The 16174-nt window shown below is 69.0% G+C and carries 16 protein-coding genes; 3 read left to right on the top strand and 13 right to left on the bottom strand.

The genetic code is table 11. The features are described 5' to 3' along the window. Window positions 1-98: 98 nt before the first annotated feature. From mdoH to QZ772_RS23965, 11 genes are all read right to left on the bottom strand, one after another. On the bottom strand, window positions 99-2108 hold the full coding sequence (gene mdoH / locus QZ772_RS24015; RefSeq protein ID WP_295532159.1) for a glucans biosynthesis glucosyltransferase MdoH: 2010 nt from the start codon (window positions 2106-2108) through the stop codon (window positions 99-101). A gap of 9 nt (window positions 2109-2117) precedes the next feature. Further along, complete coding sequence (locus QZ772_RS24010) at window positions 2118-2321, bottom strand: hypothetical protein (protein ID WP_114801312.1); 204 nt, start codon at window positions 2319-2321, stop codon at window positions 2118-2120. 181 nt (window positions 2322-2502) lie between these two features. After that, a complete protein-coding gene (locus tag QZ772_RS24005) occupies window positions 2503-3921 on the bottom strand; it encodes a sigma 54-interacting transcriptional regulator (protein ID WP_295377509.1) in 1419 nt (472 codons plus the stop codon). Between the two features lie 41 nt (window positions 3922-3962). Continuing rightward, window positions 3963-4640 carry a hypothetical protein gene (locus tag QZ772_RS24000; protein ID WP_295532155.1) on the bottom strand — a complete coding sequence of 226 codons (678 nt, stop codon included), beginning with the start codon at window positions 4638-4640 and terminating at the stop codon, window positions 3963-3965. A 20-nt stretch (window positions 4641-4660) separates the two neighbouring features. Further along, window positions 4661-6088: an ATP-binding protein gene (locus QZ772_RS23995; protein ID WP_295532153.1), complete on the bottom strand. Its 1428-nt coding sequence runs from the start codon at window positions 6086-6088 to the stop codon at window positions 4661-4663. Next, window positions 6088-7455 carry a tRNA (N6-isopentenyl adenosine(37)-C2)-methylthiotransferase MiaB gene (miaB, locus tag QZ772_RS23990; RefSeq protein ID WP_295532151.1) on the bottom strand — a complete coding sequence of 456 codons (1368 nt, stop codon included), beginning with the start codon at window positions 7453-7455 and terminating at the stop codon, window positions 6088-6090. Before miaB ends, QZ772_RS23995 begins: the two co-directional genes overlap by 1 nt. Window positions 7456-7579: 124 nt before the next feature. Further along, complete coding sequence (locus QZ772_RS23985; protein ID WP_295532149.1) at window positions 7580-8020, bottom strand: hypothetical protein; 441 nt, start codon at window positions 8018-8020, stop codon at window positions 7580-7582. A 55-nt stretch (window positions 8021-8075) separates the two neighbouring features. Continuing rightward, window positions 8076-8723, bottom strand: coding sequence for a histidine phosphatase family protein (locus QZ772_RS23980; RefSeq protein WP_295532147.1), 648 nt, complete (start codon window positions 8721-8723; stop codon window positions 8076-8078). Between the two features lie 60 nt (window positions 8724-8783). Beyond that, window positions 8784-9506: a DUF4136 domain-containing protein gene (locus tag QZ772_RS23975; protein WP_295532145.1), complete on the bottom strand. Its 723-nt coding sequence runs from the start codon at window positions 9504-9506 to the stop codon at window positions 8784-8786. A 101-nt stretch (window positions 9507-9607) separates the two neighbouring features. After that, window positions 9608-10549: a tRNA 2-thiocytidine(32) synthetase TtcA gene (gene ttcA, locus QZ772_RS23970; RefSeq protein ID WP_295532143.1), complete on the bottom strand. Its 942-nt coding sequence runs from the start codon at window positions 10547-10549 to the stop codon at window positions 9608-9610. Between the two features lie 133 nt (window positions 10550-10682). After that, the gene (locus QZ772_RS23965; protein ID WP_295532141.1) at window positions 10683-11615 is read right to left on the bottom strand and encodes a LysR family transcriptional regulator; all 933 of its coding nucleotides are present in this window, start codon (window positions 11613-11615) and stop codon (window positions 10683-10685) included. A gap of 111 nt (window positions 11616-11726) precedes the next feature. Between QZ772_RS23965 and QZ772_RS23960 the strand changes: the two genes are divergently transcribed. The 3 genes from QZ772_RS23960 to QZ772_RS23950 all read left to right on the top strand — a co-directional run bounded on the left by QZ772_RS23960 (window position 11727) and on the right by QZ772_RS23950 (window position 14705). Further along, the gene (locus QZ772_RS23960; RefSeq protein WP_295532139.1) at window positions 11727-12884 is read left to right on the top strand and encodes an alpha/beta fold hydrolase; all 1158 of its coding nucleotides are present in this window, start codon (window positions 11727-11729) and stop codon (window positions 12882-12884) included. Next, the gene (locus QZ772_RS23955; RefSeq protein WP_295532137.1) at window positions 12881-13651 is read left to right on the top strand and encodes an alpha/beta fold hydrolase; all 771 of its coding nucleotides are present in this window, start codon (window positions 12881-12883) and stop codon (window positions 13649-13651) included. Before QZ772_RS23960 ends, QZ772_RS23955 begins: the two co-directional genes overlap by 4 nt. A 64-nt stretch (window positions 13652-13715) precedes the next feature. Beyond that, the gene (locus QZ772_RS23950; RefSeq protein WP_295532135.1) at window positions 13716-14705 is read left to right on the top strand and encodes a tripartite tricarboxylate transporter substrate binding protein; all 990 of its coding nucleotides are present in this window, start codon (window positions 13716-13718) and stop codon (window positions 14703-14705) included. Window positions 14706-14742: 37 nt separating this feature from the next. Here the strand turns inward: QZ772_RS23950 and QZ772_RS23945 are convergent, their stop codons facing one another. Both QZ772_RS23945 and QZ772_RS23940 read right to left on the bottom strand, forming a co-directional pair. Beyond that, window positions 14743-15129, bottom strand: a complete 387-nt coding sequence (locus QZ772_RS23945; RefSeq protein WP_295532133.1) for a dihydroneopterin aldolase — start codon at window positions 15127-15129, stop codon at window positions 14743-14745. A 160-nt stretch (window positions 15130-15289) separates the two neighbouring features. Beyond that, the gene (locus tag QZ772_RS23940; protein ID WP_295532130.1) at window positions 15290-16066 is read right to left on the bottom strand and encodes an SDR family oxidoreductase; all 777 of its coding nucleotides are present in this window, start codon (window positions 16064-16066) and stop codon (window positions 15290-15292) included. Between the last annotated feature and the right edge of the window lie 108 nt (window positions 16067-16174).

Raw genomic sequence — 16174 nt, 5'->3', positions numbered from 1 at the left:
GCCCTTCGACCCATCTATCCTTCGGTAAAACGACCGATCTCCCAAATGAAAAACGCCCGCGAAATTCGCGGGCGTTTTGTTTTGGCGAGGCGCCGGACTCAGGCTGCCTTCAGGGCCAGTCGGTCCGCATGGGCCCACGCACGGCGCAGCACGGCGGGCGAGCGGGATTCCTCGGGAATCAGCAGGTAGTTGCGCTCGCGCATCACGCCACCAACGTCGATGCGGCTGGTCAGCACGGCCATCGGGATTGCCAGCAGCAGAGGAAGGCCGACCGGCATGAGCCACACCAACGCGCTGGCGTCGATCAGGGCCACACCGCAGGCCAGCACGGCAACCAGTCCGCTCATCGGGGCCAGGCGGTTGAACGCCTCGCTCCAGGGCACGGCAGCAGCTTCCCGCGGAGGCGACTTCCATTCCAGCTTGAGGCCGGTCAGGGCAACGATCACGAACAGAGAGTGCGCGAGCATGCGCACAGGGGCTTGCACGATCGCCATGACGCTTTCCAGCACGGCGCTCTTGAACAGGCGGGCGGCACCGCCGAAATTCTTCTGTTCGCCACGCATGAACACGGCGGCCACCCCGAGGATGCGGGGCAGGAAAAGCAGGCACAGCGTCCACACCCACAGCCCGGCCAGTTCCATCGGCAGCACGGCCCAATCCTGGACCAGGCGGGAACCCGTCAACCACAGCGCGGTACCCAGCGTCATGAACGCCAGCCACATGGGGGCGGACACATAGGCCATCGTGCCGGTCACGAACATGGCGCGGTGCACGGGGTGGATGCCGGGCTCGGCCATCAGGCGGGCGTTCTGCAGGTTGCCCTGGCACCAGCGGCGGTCACGCTGCAGTTCGGCCAGCAGGTCCGGCGGTTGTTGCTCGTAGCTGCCGACCAGGTCGGACACCAGCCAGACGTGGTAGCCGGCGCGGCGCATCAGGGCTGCCTCGACGAAGTCGTGGCTCATGATGCCGCCGGACATGCCGCCCGTGCCCTTGATCGGGGCCAGGGCGCAGTGCTCCATGAAGGGAGCGACGCGGATGATGGCGTTGTGACCCCAGTAGTGGGATTCGCCCAGCTGCCAGAACTGCATGCCCAGGGTGAACAGGCGGCCGGTCACGCGGCTGGCGAACTGTTGGGCGCGTGCATGCAGCGTCACATGGCCGATGGCCTGGGTGGCCGTCTGGATGATCCCGGCGGTGGGGTTGGCTTCCATCAGCTTGACCATGCTGGTCAGGCAGTCGCCGCTCATGACGCTGTCGGCATCGAGCACGACCATGTAGCGGTAGTCCTTGCCCCAACGGCGGCAGAAATCGGCCACATTGCCGGCCTTGCGGTGCGTACGGCGGGTGCGCAGGCGGTAGTACACCTCGACCTGCGGCTTGTTCGGGCTGTCGGCGAAGGACTGGGCCAGGGCGGCGCGCAGTTCTTCCCACGCGGCACGTTCGGCCTTGGCGATCTCGGGGTTGTAGCTGTCGGACAGCACGAAGACGTCGAACTGCTTCGCATGGCCGGTGTTGGCCACCGATTCGCAGGTGGCGCGCAGGCCGGCGAACACCGTGGCCACGTCCTCGTTGCAGATCGGCATGATGATCGCGGTGCGGGCCTTCGGATTCATCGGATGGTCGGCGACCTGCTTGGCCGACAGGGCGTACTTGTCGCCACGCACAGACACGTAGAAACCCATCAGCGCGGTCACGAAGCCGGTGACCACCCAACCGGAGAGCAGGCCATACAGCGCGATCTGGCCGTATTCCAGGAAGGCGTTGTCGTAGTCCGGCTGCACCTGGGCAAACAGGGCCGAGGCCAGCACGGTGCTGAACAGGGCCAGCATCGTGAAGGTCAGGCGGCGGCGCTTGGCGGCGCGCTCCCAAGGCTGAACGGGACCCGCGGGTTGGGCGGCAGCGCTGGCGCGGCCAGCACCCATCTTCAATAGCAGGGCGGTGCCGATGCTGTTCCAGAAACCGCGCCACGGGCGGGGCGTCATGGAGCCGCGGTTGATCGGCGGCGCCGTGACGGCATTCGGATGGCGTTCCTCGCGGGCGGCAGGGCGGCGCGATTGGAACTGCTCGGGCGTCAGGACCTTCAGGTGCGAAAACTCGTTCGGTTTCATGGCGAGGCCTTACCAGTGCTGGAAATTCGAAATGGGGGTCTCACCGATGGCGGGGAGGCGCTTGAAGACGCAGTCCGCGCTGGCGCTGGCGGCGAGCGCCGGCGCATGGGCCTGGCTCCGTGCCGAGCGGGCGCGGGCCGTCTGCGCGGTCTTGCGACGCAGGGCATCACGCTGCGGACGCAGGATGACAGGGGGTGTGGTGAGGAGGGTCATGCAGGTCATAGGGCAATCCCCATGCCAGCACGAATTAGCGCTTAAGAATCAGCAACTTACCGTCGATTTCTCGGCGGATTTTTGGCATTTTTGGCAGCGAGAGCCCAAATGGCCCCGGATCTGTCGCCGCAGCCCGACAAACCGTCGAGGGTGCGCGTCCAAATCCAATCAAATCAATGACTTAGCCCTGTCGCTCGTCGGCGACAGGCTCTGAGGCGCCAGCGACACCGTCGTTCTTGAAGTGGCCAGGCGTGAGTTCGTGCTTCTGCAGCAGACGGTAGAACTCGGTGCGATTGCGGTCGGCCAGCCGCGCGGCATCGGCCACGTTGCCGTCGGTCAGCTTGAGCAGCCCGACCAGGTAATCGCGCTCGAAGCGCTGCTTGGCCTCGGCATAGGTCTGCACCTCCACGGTCGGCACGCGAAGCGCCCGCTGCACCAGCGCCAGCGGAATGAGCGGCGAGCTGGACAGGGCGCACACCTGCTCCACCACGTTGTAGAGCTGACGGATGTTGCCCGGCCAGGGGGCGGTGGTCAGGGCCTTGAGCGCCTCGGGGGCGAAGCCCGACAGCCGCTTGCCGTACTTGCCGGCCAGCTTCTGCAGGAAGTGGTTGGCGAGCAGCGGAATGTCCTCGCGCCGGGCCGACAGCGGTGGCAGCGTGAGCGTGACGACGTTCAGGCGGTAGTAGAGGTCCTCGCGGAACTGCGCCGCCGCCATGGCCGCCTCCAGGTCTCGGTGGGTCGCCGAGATGATGCGCACATCCACCGCGATGGCCTGAGTGGCGCCCACCGGACGCACCGCGCGCTCCTGCAGCACGCGCAACAGTTTGACCTGCAGGGCGGGTGGCATGTCGCCGATCTCGTCCAGCATCAGCGTGCCGCCATCGGCCTGCTGGAACAGGCCCTTGTGGTTGGCATGGGCGTCGGTGAAGGCGCCCTTGACGTGGCCGAACAGCTCGGATTCGAGCAGCGCCTCGGGAATGGCGCCGCAGTTGACGGCCACGAAGGGCTTGCGTGCGCGGTCGCTGGCCTTGTGGATGGCGCGGGCCAGCACTTCCTTGCCGGTGCCGGAGTCGCCACGCAGCAGCACGCTGGCGTCCGACTTGGCCACCATGCGCGCCTCGGCCAGCACCTCGGCCATGCGGCTGGAGCGGCTGACGATCTCGGCGCGCCAGCTTTCGTCGCCGCCCGCGGCCGGCGTGGCGGCGGGGGCGCCCAGGGCCATCGCCTGGCCGATCTTGTCGAGCAGCTCGCGGGCGTCGTAGGGCTTGGTGAGGTAGGTGAAGACGCCGCGGGATGTCGCCTCCACCGCGTCGGGAATGGTGCCGTGCGCCGTGAGCAGGATCACCGGCAGCGTCGGATGGCGCTTGCGGATCTCGTCGAACAGTTGCAGCCCATCGCGCCCCGGCAGGCGCACGTCGCTGAGCACCAGGCGGGGATGCTCGATCTCGAGTTGCGTCAGCGCCGACTCGGCCGACGTGACTGCCGTGACCTGGTAGCCCGCCGCGGCAAGGCGCAGCGACAGCAGCCGCAGCATGTCGGCATCGTCGTCCACGACCAGGATGCGGGCGCCGGTGGCGGCGGCTTTGGCGGTATCGCTCATGGGCTTGCCTGGTTCGGGTGGGTGCGGCCGTGCCGGCGGGTTCAGGGCGAGGGGCGCGCCGCGCCGTTGGACGGGCGGCCAAAGCTGCGCTCGATGGCGCGCAGCGCTTCGATGCGGTCGTTGAGATGCTCGATGCGGCGCTGCGCCTCCTTGAGCTGCTGCACCTGCCGGTCACGGTCGTCCTCGACGCGGCGCTGCTCCAGGTAGCGGGCGGCCAGCACCCGCGCCAGTGGCTGCAGTGGCTGGGCCTCGGCCTGCGTGCTGGCGGCGGCGCGCTGCAACAGGGCCGTGGCCCGGGCCAGATCGGACGGATTGCGGGTCTGGGCCAGCGCCAGGGCGAGCTGGATCTGCAGCGGGGCCGAGTCACCGGGGTCGCCGATGCGCGCAATCTCTGCGATGGCCTCGGCGGACTGCATGCTCCGCGCCCGGTCGGCATAGGCCAGCATGCGGGAAAGCGCTTCGCTGCTCGCGTTGCCGTAGCCATGGCCACCGACGCCATTGCCGGCCGGCTGCATCTGCGTGGCGGGCGCGATCGGTTGCACTTCCACCGGCTGGACGGCCGGGCGAGGTGCAGGGGTGGGCGTGCTGACGCTGGCCGCTGGGGCCGGAGCCGCCGCTGGCGGCGTCGGCGCGGGTGCGAGGTTGGCGCAGCCGGCCAGCACGCCGGCCGTGGCCAGTGTCATGGCAAGGAGGGGGCTGCGGACGGACAAGGTCGTCATGGGCGTGGGGTCGGGAGAGGTCAGCCGTGCGGCAGGTCGATGCGGAATCGTGCGCCGGGGCCGGTGGGCAGCAGCGCAATGCGGCCACCATGGGCCGCAATGTACTCCTGCACGATGGACAGACCGATGCCTGTGCCTTTCACGGTGTGCTCCGGCTGGCGCTCACCACGGAAGAAGGGCTCGAACACCCGGTCGCGGTCCTCCGGCGCGATGCCGGGGCCGGCGTCGCTGATCTCGATGCTGGCGGTGTCGCCGGTGCTGGAGACGGCCAGCGCGATGGTGCCGCCGCGGGCCGAGAAGCGGATCGCGTTGGACAGCAGGTTGGCCACCGCCGTGCCCAGCTTGGCGGGATCGGCCATCACCGTCACCGGCTCGCCCTCCACCCGCACCGTGAGGCCATGCGACTGCCATTGCAGCCGTTGCGCCTCGATCTGTTCCTGCACCAGCTTGACCAGGTTGCAGCGTTCGCGCCTGAGCTGGCGGGCCTCGAAGGCGGCGGCGTTGAAGCGCAGCAGCGCCTCGATCTGGCTTTGGAGCGACACGGCGTTCTGTTGCAGGATCTGCGCCACCTCGCGCTGGGCCGGGTTGAGCTCGCCGGTCACGCCGTCCTCCAGCAGCGACACGCCCTCGCGCAGCGCGGCCAGCGGCGTCTTGAGCTCGTGCGACACATGGCGCAGGAAGCGCGCCTTGTCGGCGTCCAGCTCCATCAGCCGCAGGCGCAGCCAGTCCAGCTGTTGCGACACACGGCGTACGTCGGCCGGGCCGAGGATGTCGATGGGCTCGTCCAGCCGGTTCTCGCCCAGGCGCACGATGGCGCGCTCCAGCCGCTTGAAGGGTCGCGCCAGCCAGATGCCGAAGGCCAGCGCGAGCGCGGCGGCCAGCGCGCTGGCCGCCACCACCTGCAGTGTCAACCGGCGCCGCGCGCCTTCGAGCCGGTCGGCCAGGGCGTTGTTCTGCGCCTCGATCAGCATCTGCGCCTGCTGGGCGAGCTGGGTGTTGAGCGCATCCAGCTCGCGGAACTGCAGCGCCATCGAGCCCTCGCGGGCCAGCGCCGTCTCGGGCGCTCCGTTCATCAGGCCTTCGATGGCGCTCATCTGCTCGCGCCAGAGCTGCGCCGACTGCGGCAGCAGCCCGTTGTCGACCAGTCGCTGCACCACGTTCTGCGCGTCCTTCTGCGCGTCGGCGAAGCGGCGGCGCAGTACGGCGTCGTTGAGCACCAGCGACTGGCGGCCCGAGCGTTCCATGGCCGCGCTGCGCTCGGCCAGCGACTGGGCTGCACCTGAGAGCAGCAGCGCGCGCCGCGCCGCCTCGCGGCTTTGGGTGATGAGCTGGTCGTACTGGAAGACGGCGCGCAGCGCCACCCCCACCACCAGCGCCGTGACCACCAGGAAGGCGGCCAGCATCAACTGCTGGAAGGAGCCGCGTGCGCGCGGCCGGCTGGCCGCCATCAGGCGGTCTGCGCGGCACGCGCGGCGCCGGCACCGTCATGCTCGCGCGTCACGATCTCGCCACGCAGGGTGTGCGACAGGGCGCGGGTGATCTTCACGTCCACCATCTGGCCCACCAGCCGCGCGGGCGCCTCGAAGTTGACGACGCGGAAGCAGTCGGTGCGGCCCATCAGTTCGGCCGGGTTCTTCTTGGAGGGGCCTTCCACCAGCAGCCGCTGCGTGGTACCGACCAGCGCATCGGACAGCCGGCGCACGTTGTCGTCGATGGTCTTCTGCAGGTGCTGCAGGCGCGCGAGCTTGACCTCGTGCGGCGTGTCGTCGTGCAGCGCGGCGGCGGGCGTGCCGGGTCGCGGGCTGAAGATGAAGCTGAAGCTGGCGTCGAAGCCCACGTCCTCGATCAGCTTCATCATCTTCGCGAAGTCGTCCTCGGTCTCGCCCGGGAAGCCGACGATGAAGTCGCTGGACAGCGCCAGCTGCGGCCGGATGGCGCGCAGCTTGCGGATCGTGCTCTTGTATTCCATGGCGGTGTAGCCGCGCTTCATCGCCATCAGGATGCGGTCGCTGCCGTGCTGCACCGGCAGGTGCAGGTGGCTCACCAGCTGCGGCACCTTGCCATAGGCCTCGATCAGCCGCGGCGTGAACTCGTTCGGATGGCTGGTGGTGTAGCGGATGCGCTCGATGCCGGGGATCTCGGCGACGTACTCGATCAGGGTGGCGAAGTCGGCGATCTCACTGGTGTCGCCCATCCTGCCGCGGTAGGCATTGACGTTCTGGCCCAGCAGCGTGACCTCGCGCACGCCCTGGTCGGCCAGGCCGGCGACCTCGACCAGCACGTCGTCCAGCGGGCGGTTCACCTCCTCGCCGCGGGTGTAGGGCACCACGCAGTAGCTGCAGTATTTGGAGCAGCCTTCCATGATCGACACGTAGGCCGTCGCACCTTCGACGCGCGCGGGCGGCAGGTGGTCGAACTTCTCGATCTCGGGGAAGGAGATGTCCACCTGCGGCCGGCGCTCCGCCTCGCGGCGGGCCAGCATCTCGGGCAGGCGGTGCAGGGTCTGCGGGCCGAAGACCACGTCCACGTAGGGCGCGCGGGCGATGATGGCCTCGCCCTCCTGGCTGGCGACGCAGCCGCCGACGCCGATCTTCACGCCCTTGGCCTTCAGGTGCTGCACGCGGCCGAGGTCGGAGAAGACCTTCTCCTGCGCCTTCTCGCGCACGGAGCAGGTGTTGAAGAGGATCAGGTCGGCTTCGTCGACGTTCTGGGTGGGCTCGTAGCCTTCGGCGGCGGCGAGGACGTCGGCCATCTTGTCCGAGTCGTACTCGTTCATCTGGCAGCCGAAGGTCTTGATGAAGACTTTGCGGGACATGGCGGGGCTTTCTTGCAAGGCGGCCGGCCGGTGGCACCGGCGGCGGGATCGATGGAATGCGTGGATCGGTGCGGTCAGCCTGCCGTGCGTGTGCCCGCAGGGCAGGGGCCGCGGAGGTATGGGCTCAACCGCCTTCGTTGTCGGCGCGGGTGACGAAGGGCCAGATGTTGAGCAGCGGCTTGCCGCCGGCCGACGCGCGCTCGGTGGCGGCCTCGTCGGGCGAGAGGATCCAGATCTGCTGCACCTGCCCGGCAGGATCGCGCAGGTAGTTCACGGCCAGGTCCTGGCCCAGCAGCGTGCTGCCGGTCACGACCATGTTCTGGGCATTGCGGATGCGGGTGCCGGGTGCCAGTACTTCCAGCCGGCCATCGAGCTCGGCCTGGGGAAAGTCGAGCATGCGCAGGCGTCCCCGCAATGTGCCATCGGGGAAGTTGCGGCCGCCGTTGGCGGCTTCGTTCTGGGTCTGGGCCTGCGCCGGCAGGGGCGACAGGAGGGCCGCGGTGCCCAGGTAGATCAGGGCGGCGGCGAGAAAGGGAAAAGCGAGTCGTGGGCTGCAGCGGTTCATGGGGTTCATCCAGAGGCTGGCGAGCGCGGATTCTAGGCGGCAGGGTCTGCCGCGCTCAGCTGCTGGTCTCGTCCCGCGCCAAGTCGCGGCTCAGGTGGCCGGTGTCGGCCCATCCCACCAGCGAGAAGCCCTCGGGCGTCCACAGCAGACGGTTGATGGCCGCATTGCGCAGCTCCCAGGTGCGAGGCGCCTGAAGCTCCTGGCCGGTGGCGGCGCGGTAGAGCACGTCCATCACGCCGCCGTGGGCGACCAGCACGATCAGCTCGCCCGGGTGCCGCGCCGCCAGTTCGGCGGCGACGGCCACGATGCGGTCGCGGAAGACCAGCAGGTTCTCGCCCCCCTCGGGCGCGAAGTCGGGCACGCGCTTGCGCCATTTGAGGGCCTGCTCGGGCAGCTCGGCCTCGATCTCGGCGAAGGTGCGGCCCTCGAAGATGCCGAAGCCGCGTTCGCGCAGCCGCGGCTCGGCGATCAGGGCGGGTGCGGCGGGGTGGGCCTGGGCGATGGCACTGGCCGTCTGCCAGGCGCGGGCCAGGTCGCTGGCGTAGATGGCGGCGATGGGCTCGTCGGCCAGCGCGCGGCCCACCTGCTGCGCCTGCCACTGGCCTTCGTCGTTGAGCGGGATGTCGAGCTGGCCCTGGATGCGGGTGTCGACGTTCCAGAGTGTCTCGCCATGGCGGACGGCGATCAGGCGGGTGAGGTCCATCGGCCGAGTGTCACCCAGAACGCGCCAGCGGGCGGAACGCGGCGGGCGGGCCCCGTGGCGTCAGGGGCGGGCCGGTGCCGCAGGCTGCGCCGATGGCGCAGGCGTGCCCGCTTGAGGTGCGGACGCAGCCGGCGTGATGGTCTGCGGCTTGGTCTCCACCGTCACGTCCACCCGCCGCACGGCCTGCGGCGGATTGGGAAAGCCCTGCAGCGCCGCATGGAACATCACCGGCAGGATGCGGCGGGTGTCCGGGTAGGGGCCGTCGTTGCGGGCATGGGTTTCGTAGACGACCTGCCGGTCGGGCAGCGAGCGCATCACGATCGAGACTTCGCGGCCGTACCAGGTCTGGTTGGGCGGCAGGGCGCCCGGGCCCCACCAGCCGCCGCCGTACCAGCCGGGGCGGCCATAGCCCAGGCCCACGCCCCAGCGCGGACCCCAGCCGGGGCCCCAGCCCGGACCATCGAACCACGGATCGGCCCAGGGCGACAGTTCCAGCTGCGAGCGGGCGCTCACCTGCACGGCATAGCGCGGATTGGCGTCGTCGCGCCGGAGCCCCGCGGCGGCCAGCGAGGGCTCGGCCAGGGTTTCCAGGTCGGTCTGGGCCGCGTCGTTCGCTTGCTGCGAGGGGAGGCGTTCGAAGCGGTAGGTGGCGCCAGGCGGAATGGGTGCCTTGGCATAGCTCTGGACGTTGTTGTCCACCACGTAGGAGGTGGCACAGCCCGCCAGGCCGGCGGCCACCGCCGTCATGGCGGCCAAGCCGAGGAGTCGCACTGCACGTTGCATGTCGTCGTCATCCCTGGGGCCGTTGGCCGGCCCCTGTGTCGTTGTCGCATCGGCTGGACGCGCGGTCGCGCGTCGTGGCTGGAACTTGGCGGAAGCGCGTGTCAGCCGAGGCTCACCACCTGCACCGCCGAGGGCATGGCGGGCACGGGCGGCAGTTCGGGCGGATCGAAGGCCCGATCGCCGTCCTCGCTGGCCACGCCGGTCGGCTTCAGACCCTTGAAATCGTGCAGGGTTCCGTCCAGCAGGTGCGAAGGCGCGACGCTTTGCAGGCTGTGCAGCATGTTCTCCAGCCGGCCCGGATGCTTGCGTTCCCAGTCGCGCAGCATGTCGCCGACCACCTGGCGCTGCAGGTTCTCCTGGCTGCCGCACAGGTTGCAGGGAATGATCGGAAAGCCGCGGTGCTGGGCCCAGCGCACCAGGTCCTTCTCGGCCACGTAGGCCAGCGGGCGGATCACCACATGCCGGCCATCGTCGCTCACCAGCTTGGGCGGCATGGCCTTGAGCTTGGCGGCGAAGAACATGTTGAGGAAGAAGGTCGCCAGGATGTCGTCGCGGTGGTGGCCCAGCGCGATCTTGGTGGCGCCCAGCTCGTCGGCCACGCGGTAGAGGATGCCGCGGCGCAGGCGCGAGCACAGGCCGCAGGTGGTCTTGCCCTCGGGCACCACGCGCTTGACGATGCTGTAGGTGTCCTGCTCCTCGATGTGGAAGGGCACGCCCACCTGCTTCAGATAGGCCGGCAGCACGTCTTCCGGAAAGCCGGGCTGCTTCTGGTCGAGGTTGACGGCGATCAGCTCGAAGTTGACCGGCGCCCGGGCCTTGAGCTTGAGCAGGATGTCCAGCATGCCGTAGCTGTCCTTGCCGCCCGAGAGGCACACCATGACCTTGTCGCCCTCTTCGATCATGTTGTAGTCGGTGATGGCGCGGCCGACTTCACGGCACAGGCGCTTTTCCAGCTTGTGCGTCTCGCGCTCGATCTTCGCGGCCGCCTGGTGGCTGGGGGCGGCGGCTGCAGGGGCTTCGGGTTCGGTCCAGACGGCGTTCATGGGGCGCGATTTTGCCCGGGACGCCACATCCTCATGGACCGCGCGGGCCTTCGGTGCCGTGAAACGGGGTGCGCAGGGATGCCTCGGGCGCGGACTATCGCGGAAGATTTCTGCGCGACCACGCCCGCGCTGTTCACGACGGAGAGTGAGGGCGGAGGAATCCCTGCTGTACCGCCACATCCTGCAGGTTGCGCCTCACCCAGCGCAGCACCGGGTCGTCCACCTGGTGCCGGTGCCACTGCATCGCGATGCGCACGGGCGGGATGTGGATCGGGCAGGTCATCAGCCGCAGCGGCAGCGTCTTCAACAAGCTCTTGGCGAAGGATTTCGGAATGGTGGCGATGTGCGAAGTCCCGACCACGCATTCCGCCACGGCCGAAAAGGTCGGGACGCGCATCGCGATGCGCCGCACGACGCCCTGCATCTCATAAGCGACCTGATCCAGGGTCGGCAATCGGCCGTCGCCGAGGAGCGGCACGACGTGCCCCATCTTCTGGAAGGCCTTGAGCGAAAGGGTCCGGCCGATCAGGGGGTTCTCGGCCCACGCGATGCAGCAGAACGAGTCCGAGAGCAGCAGCTCGCTGGGGTGATGGCTGGCGACGGCGGAGGCGCCCAGCAGCACCAGGTCGACATGCTGGTTCTCCAGTTCGGGCGAGTCGTATCCCGAGACCGGCCGGACCGCGAACGTGAGCCGAGGCGCGGTCGTCTCGGCCATCCGGAACAGCGGCACCAGGACGGTACTGAACACATAGTCCGACGCCACGATCGTGATGTTCCGCTCCATGCGCAGCGGGTCCGTCTCGGGCCGCAGCTGCGTCAGCGCCTGGGCGCGCGACAAGATGTCCCGCACAGGATCGATCAGGGATTCCGCAAACGGCGTCAGCGCGTAATGCCGCCCTTCCCGCAGCAGCAATGGGTCCTGGAAGTAGTCCCGCAGCCTTGCCAGCGCGGCACTGGTCGCAGGCTGGCTCAGGTGCATCTGCTTGGCCGCCCGGCTGACGTTGCGGTGCGCCAGCAACGCGTCCAGACATGCAAGGAGATTGAGATCCAGCCGGTTGACGCGCATCCGCAAACTATAGGTCAGACAAATAGTTTGAATCCACAAGAACAGTTTTTGTTTATGGGCGCCCGCTGGCACAGTCCCGTTGCGAACAACGCCGATTGAACAGGAGACCCCATGCAGGATGCCCAGCAGACGCCGGATGGCGATGTCCAGGGACGCCCCAAGACGCTCGCCGAGGCGCGTGTCTGGATGAAGACGAGGCTGCGCTCTCGCACCCACCCGATGAATGCGCTGGATCCGCACGAGGGCATCGACCTGATCGACCGCCTCCCGGGACTCGACGGCGCCCAGTGGGCCGCGCATTGGCGCGAGGCCGGCGACGCCTGCAGCGCCTCCGCGGAAAAGGCCGAGCAGGCGGGCGCCCTGGACGAGGCCTGCAAGCTGTTCATGAAGGCGAGCGGTCTCTACTTCATGGGCCGCTTCCCCTGCCCGGATCATCCGGCCAAGCTGCGCTGCGCCGAACTCGAGCGGGAAACCTACCTGAGAGCCGCCCGGCTCTGGACGCTGCCGGTGCAGGTGGTGCGCATTCCGTTCGCTGGCCGGGAGGGCGAGGGGGACTCGATCACCGCCCTGCTGCGCAAGCCCGCGAATGTCGAACGTCCTCCCGTCGTGGTCATGTGGGGCGGCGTCGATGCCTGGAAGGAGCAGATGACCCAGGCCTGCGATGCCCTGCTGGCGCTGGGCATCGCGACGGTCGCGATGGACAACGCGGGCACGGGGGAGTCCCCGGTCAAGGGTGTGCAGGACGCCGAAAGGCAGTTCACCACGGTGTTCGACTGGATCGACACGCAGTCCGATCTCGACGGCGAGCGCCTGGCCTGCCTGGGCCGTTCGTTCGGCGGCTACTGGGCCACCAAACTTGCACTGCTCTACCCCGACCGGCTGCGGGGCGCAGTGAACTGGGGCGGTGGCGCGCACTACATGTTCCAGCCTGAATGGATCGGCGCGTCCCGCTATCCCGACAGCTACCTGATGGGACTGGTGGAGACACGCTGCCGCATGCTGGGCGCCCGCAACGACGAGGAATACCTGGCCTTCTTCAAGCGTCTTTCCCTGCTCGACCAGGGACTGCTCGACCGCCGCAGCGCGCCGCTGCTGCTGGTCAACGGGCGCGAGGACAAGCAGTGCCCGATCGCCGATCTGCACTTGCTGACCGAACACGGCAATCCCAAGCATGTGCGGCTGTTCCCGGGCGGGCACATGGGCCTGACGCCGCAGACCTTGCCCACCATCGTTGCCTGGCTGGCGGGACAGCTGGGAGTTCCAGCATGAGCTGGCCGCTGCACCTGGACCTCTTCGGTGCCGAGTCCGCGCCAGCCGTCGTTCTGCTGCATCCCATCGCGACCCGCGCGGAGGCATGGCGCCTGCAGATTCCCGTGCTGGCGCGTCGCTTCCGCGTCATCGTTCCGGATCTGCCCGGCCATGGCCGCTCTGCGGCCCTGCCACCCGGGGCGGCGTTGCATGACTACGCGGCCGCGGTCCTGCTCGCGCTCGAGCCCCTCGGACTGCGGGAGTTTTCCCTCGCAGGCCTGTCGTTCGGCGGCATGGTGGCCCAGGCCATGGCGCTCGCGGCGCCCTCCTGCATCCGACGACTGGTGCTCGCGCATTGCGGCGCGGTGACGCCGGCGCCGGTGAGGGCCGTCTGGCAGCAGCGGGTGGCGGACGCACAGGCCGGCGGCATGGCGCAGCAGGTCCGTCCGACCCTGGAACGGTGGTTCACGCCGGACTTCCTGGCCCGTGCGCCCGCGACCACCGATTGGATCGGCCGCATGGTCGCCGACACCTCCGTGACGGGATACACCACGGCGGTCCATGCCATCTGCGGCCTGGACCATATCGCCTCGCTGGGGCGGCTGGAGATGCCGACGCTGGTGATCGCAGGTCAACAGGACATGGCGGTCAACCCGGCGGTCTCGCAGGCGCTGGCCGCGTGCATCCAGCATGCCGAGTTCCGGTTGATGGCCGACGCCGCGCACATGAGTCATGTCGAGCAGGCTGCGACGTTCACCGAGACGGTGGACGCCTTCCTGCAACCCTGAAGCAGAAGCCCTCGGGCTCAGAAAGAGGCCGGCCAGACAGCGCGGGCCCTACCTTGGAGACACCATGTCCGACTCTGGAATCACAAGAAAATCCTTCCTTGCCACACTGGCCGCCGCAGCCTGCCTGGGTGGCGTGCCGCCGGTACTGGCGCAGGAGCGCGACAGCAGGGTGACACGGATCATCGTGCCCTTCGGCACGGGCGGTGCGCCCGACATCGTGGCCCGCCTGCTGGCCAACGTGCTGGGCCAGCGCACCGGAAACACCTTCATCGTCGAGAACCGCGCGGGTGCCAACGGCAACATCGGCGCCGACATCGTGGCCAAGGCGCCGCCGGATGGCCACACCTTGCTCCTGCATGGTCCTTCCCTGGCCATCAATCCCAGCATCTACAAGAAGCTTCCCTTCGATACGGAGCGCGACCTGCGCCCGGTGGTGGAGGTCTGTGCGGCCGAGGGCATGCTGCTCGTCGTCAATGCGGCCAACCCTGCCAGGACGCTGGCCGACTTCATCGCGGCGGCCAGACGGCCGGGCGCCAAGCTGGCCTATGCCTCTCCGGGTGTGGGCAATGCCTTTCACCTGGCAGCAGAGAACTTCCTCAATGTCGCTGGCGTGCAGGCCGTCCACATTCCCTACAAAGGCGCGGGAGAGGCCGTCACCGCACTGATGGCGGGAGACGTGCAGTTCCTGATCGGCTCGGCGCCCAGCGTCGGGCCCCAGCTGCAGGCGGGTCGCCTGAGGGCCCTGGCATTCGCGGCCAAGCGCCGCAGCGCTGATTTCCCGAACGTTCCCACCTTCGCCGAGAGCGGTCTGGCCGGCCTGGAGATGACGCTGTGGTACGGCCTCTTTGCGCCGCGCGGAACCACGGACGCCGTCATCCGGGCCGTGAATGCCAACGTGCGTGCGGCGCTCGACGATCCGGGCATGCGCCAGGTGCTGGCGCAGCAGGGTCTGGTGCCGGTGGGCGGCGAGCCGCGTCAGCTGGCGGAGCTCCTCCACCGGGACATCGGCCTCTACGGCACGCTCGCCAAGCGTGCCGGGATCCAACCCGAATGAGCACGATGCAATCCGACTCGACGGGCCTCGCCAGCGCTCACCACTGGCCGGTCTCGACTTGAATCGCGACTTCGCAGTCGTCGAAGATTTCCAGCTTGGCGATCTTCACGCGCACGCCCAGCACGCCGGGCAGCTGCATCAGCCGGCCGGCGACCTGGCCGATCAGACTTTCCAGCAGGTTCACATGGTGCGCGGTGCACTCGTCGATGATGATCTTGCGCACCTTGCGGTAGTCGAGCACATGGAAGATGTCGTCGTCCTGCGGTGCCAGCGGCTGCGGCCCCAGGTTGAGCTCGGCATCGACGCGGATCGGCTGGGGCGCGGTCTTCTCGCTGTCGAGGATGCCCAGGTTGGCATCGAAGCGCAGGCCCGTGAGCGTCAGGCGCTGCTGGCCGAGGAGGGGAGAAGTAGGCTGGACATTCATGGCATGTCGTGAAGAGAGTCGGCGGCCGATGCGCCTGCGGGATGCAGAGGGCCGCGGAGCAGGCCACGCGTGGGCATCCGCGGAACCGGCTTTGCCGGGCCGCTGGATGCGCCCCCTGGAGGGGGGAGGCGCAGCGCGAAGCGCGGAGCCTGGGGGTGTTTCACATCAATGAAAAGTCGCGGTCGAAGCGCATCAGGTGCTGGCCGCCATCGACCAGCAGGGTCGTGCCGGTCATCGAGTTGTTCTCGAGCGCGAAGCGCACCGTGGCCGCCACGTCCTGTGGCGTGGAGGAGCGGCCCAGCGGCGAGAGGCGGTGCAGTTGTTCGAAGCGCTCGTCGCTCAGCATGTGGCTGGTGAGCGTGAGGCCCGGCGCCACGCCGACGACGCGCACCCGCGGTGCCAGCGCCAGCGCCAGCAGCGGCGTGGCGGCTTCCAGCGCCGCCTTCGACAGCGTGTAGCTCAGGAAGTCGGGATTCGGGTTCCACAGCTTCTGGTCCAGCAGATGGACCACGGCGCCGTGGCCGTCGCGCTCGTCCAGGTGCTGACGCAGCGCCTGGGCCAGCAGGATGGCGGCGCCGGTATTGCTGCGCAGATGGGCCTCCATGGCGGCGTAGCCGAAGCTGCTTGCGTCGTCGTGCTCGAAGCGCGAGGCGCTGTGCACCACGGCGTCCAGCCGGCCGAACTCGGCCACCACCTGCGGCACCATGGCGCGCACGGCGGCTTCGTCCTCCAGCTCGGCGCTGATGATCGCGGCGCGGCCCGACAGCCGGGCGCAATCGGCGGCGGTGGTCTGGGCCTCGTCGCGCGAGCTGCGGTAGTGCACCGCCACCTGCCAGCCGCCCGCCGCCAGCGCCAGGGCGATCTCGCGGCCGAGCCGGCGGCCGGCGCCGGTCACCAGCACGGTACGCGGTTCACTGGCAGAGGGAAGGGCACTCATGGTTGGGTGATCGGTGGGGGCATCGGTCGGTCGGCCGGGCATGCCGCGAAAGGGCAAGGACCCCAGGCGCCGGGCCGCCCGGAGGTTGCAGGGAGAATGGGTGCCGTG

The organism is uncultured Pseudacidovorax sp., assembly GCF_913773995.1.
Taxonomy (GTDB): Bacteria; Pseudomonadota; Gammaproteobacteria; order Burkholderiales; family Burkholderiaceae_C; genus Xenophilus.
This window is presented reverse-complemented; position numbering and strand designations above follow the sequence as displayed.

What these genes read in the sequence shown, in the direction of transcription:
- QZ772_RS23945 (WP_295532133.1), bottom strand. Translation starts at nt 15,129, where the DNA reads ATGAATGTCCAGCCTACTTCTCCCCTCCTCGGCCAGCAGCGCCTGACG.
- QZ772_RS24010 (WP_114801312.1), bottom strand. Translation starts at nt 2,321, where the DNA reads ATGACCCTCCTCACCACACCCCCTGTCATCCTGCGTCCGCAGCGTGAT.
- ttcA (WP_295532143.1), bottom strand. Translation starts at nt 10,549, where the DNA reads ATGAACGCCGTCTGGACCGAACCCGAAGCCCCTGCAGCCGCCGCCCCC.
- QZ772_RS23965 (WP_295532141.1), bottom strand. Translation starts at nt 11,615, where the DNA reads ATGCGCGTCAACCGGCTGGATCTCAATCTCCTTGCATGTCTGGACGCG.
- QZ772_RS24005 (WP_295377509.1), bottom strand. Translation starts at nt 3,921, where the DNA reads ATGAGCGATACCGCCAAAGCCGCCGCCACCGGCGCCCGCATCCTGGTC.
- QZ772_RS23940 (WP_295532130.1), bottom strand. Translation starts at nt 16,066, where the DNA reads ATGAGTGCCCTTCCCTCTGCCAGTGAACCGCGTACCGTGCTGGTGACC.
- QZ772_RS23985 (WP_295532149.1), bottom strand. Translation starts at nt 8,020, where the DNA reads ATGAACCGCTGCAGCCCACGACTCGCTTTTCCCTTTCTCGCCGCCGCC.
- QZ772_RS23950 (WP_295532135.1), top strand. Translation starts at nt 13,716, where the DNA reads ATGTCCGACTCTGGAATCACAAGAAAATCCTTCCTTGCCACACTGGCC.
- mdoH (WP_295532159.1), bottom strand. Translation starts at nt 2,108, where the DNA reads ATGAAACCGAACGAGTTTTCGCACCTGAAGGTCCTGACGCCCGAGCAG.
- QZ772_RS23975 (WP_295532145.1), bottom strand. Translation starts at nt 9,506, where the DNA reads ATGCAACGTGCAGTGCGACTCCTCGGCTTGGCCGCCATGACGGCGGTG.
- miaB (WP_295532151.1), bottom strand. Translation starts at nt 7,455, where the DNA reads ATGTCCCGCAAAGTCTTCATCAAGACCTTCGGCTGCCAGATGAACGAG.
- QZ772_RS23960 (WP_295532139.1), top strand. Translation starts at nt 11,727, where the DNA reads ATGCAGGATGCCCAGCAGACGCCGGATGGCGATGTCCAGGGACGCCCC.
- QZ772_RS23980 (WP_295532147.1), bottom strand. Translation starts at nt 8,723, where the DNA reads ATGGACCTCACCCGCCTGATCGCCGTCCGCCATGGCGAGACACTCTGG.
- QZ772_RS23955 (WP_295532137.1), top strand. Translation starts at nt 12,881, where the DNA reads ATGAGCTGGCCGCTGCACCTGGACCTCTTCGGTGCCGAGTCCGCGCCA.
- QZ772_RS23995 (WP_295532153.1), bottom strand. Translation starts at nt 6,088, where the DNA reads ATGGCGGCCAGCCGGCCGCGCGCACGCGGCTCCTTCCAGCAGTTGATG.
- QZ772_RS24000 (WP_295532155.1), bottom strand. Translation starts at nt 4,640, where the DNA reads ATGACGACCTTGTCCGTCCGCAGCCCCCTCCTTGCCATGACACTGGCC.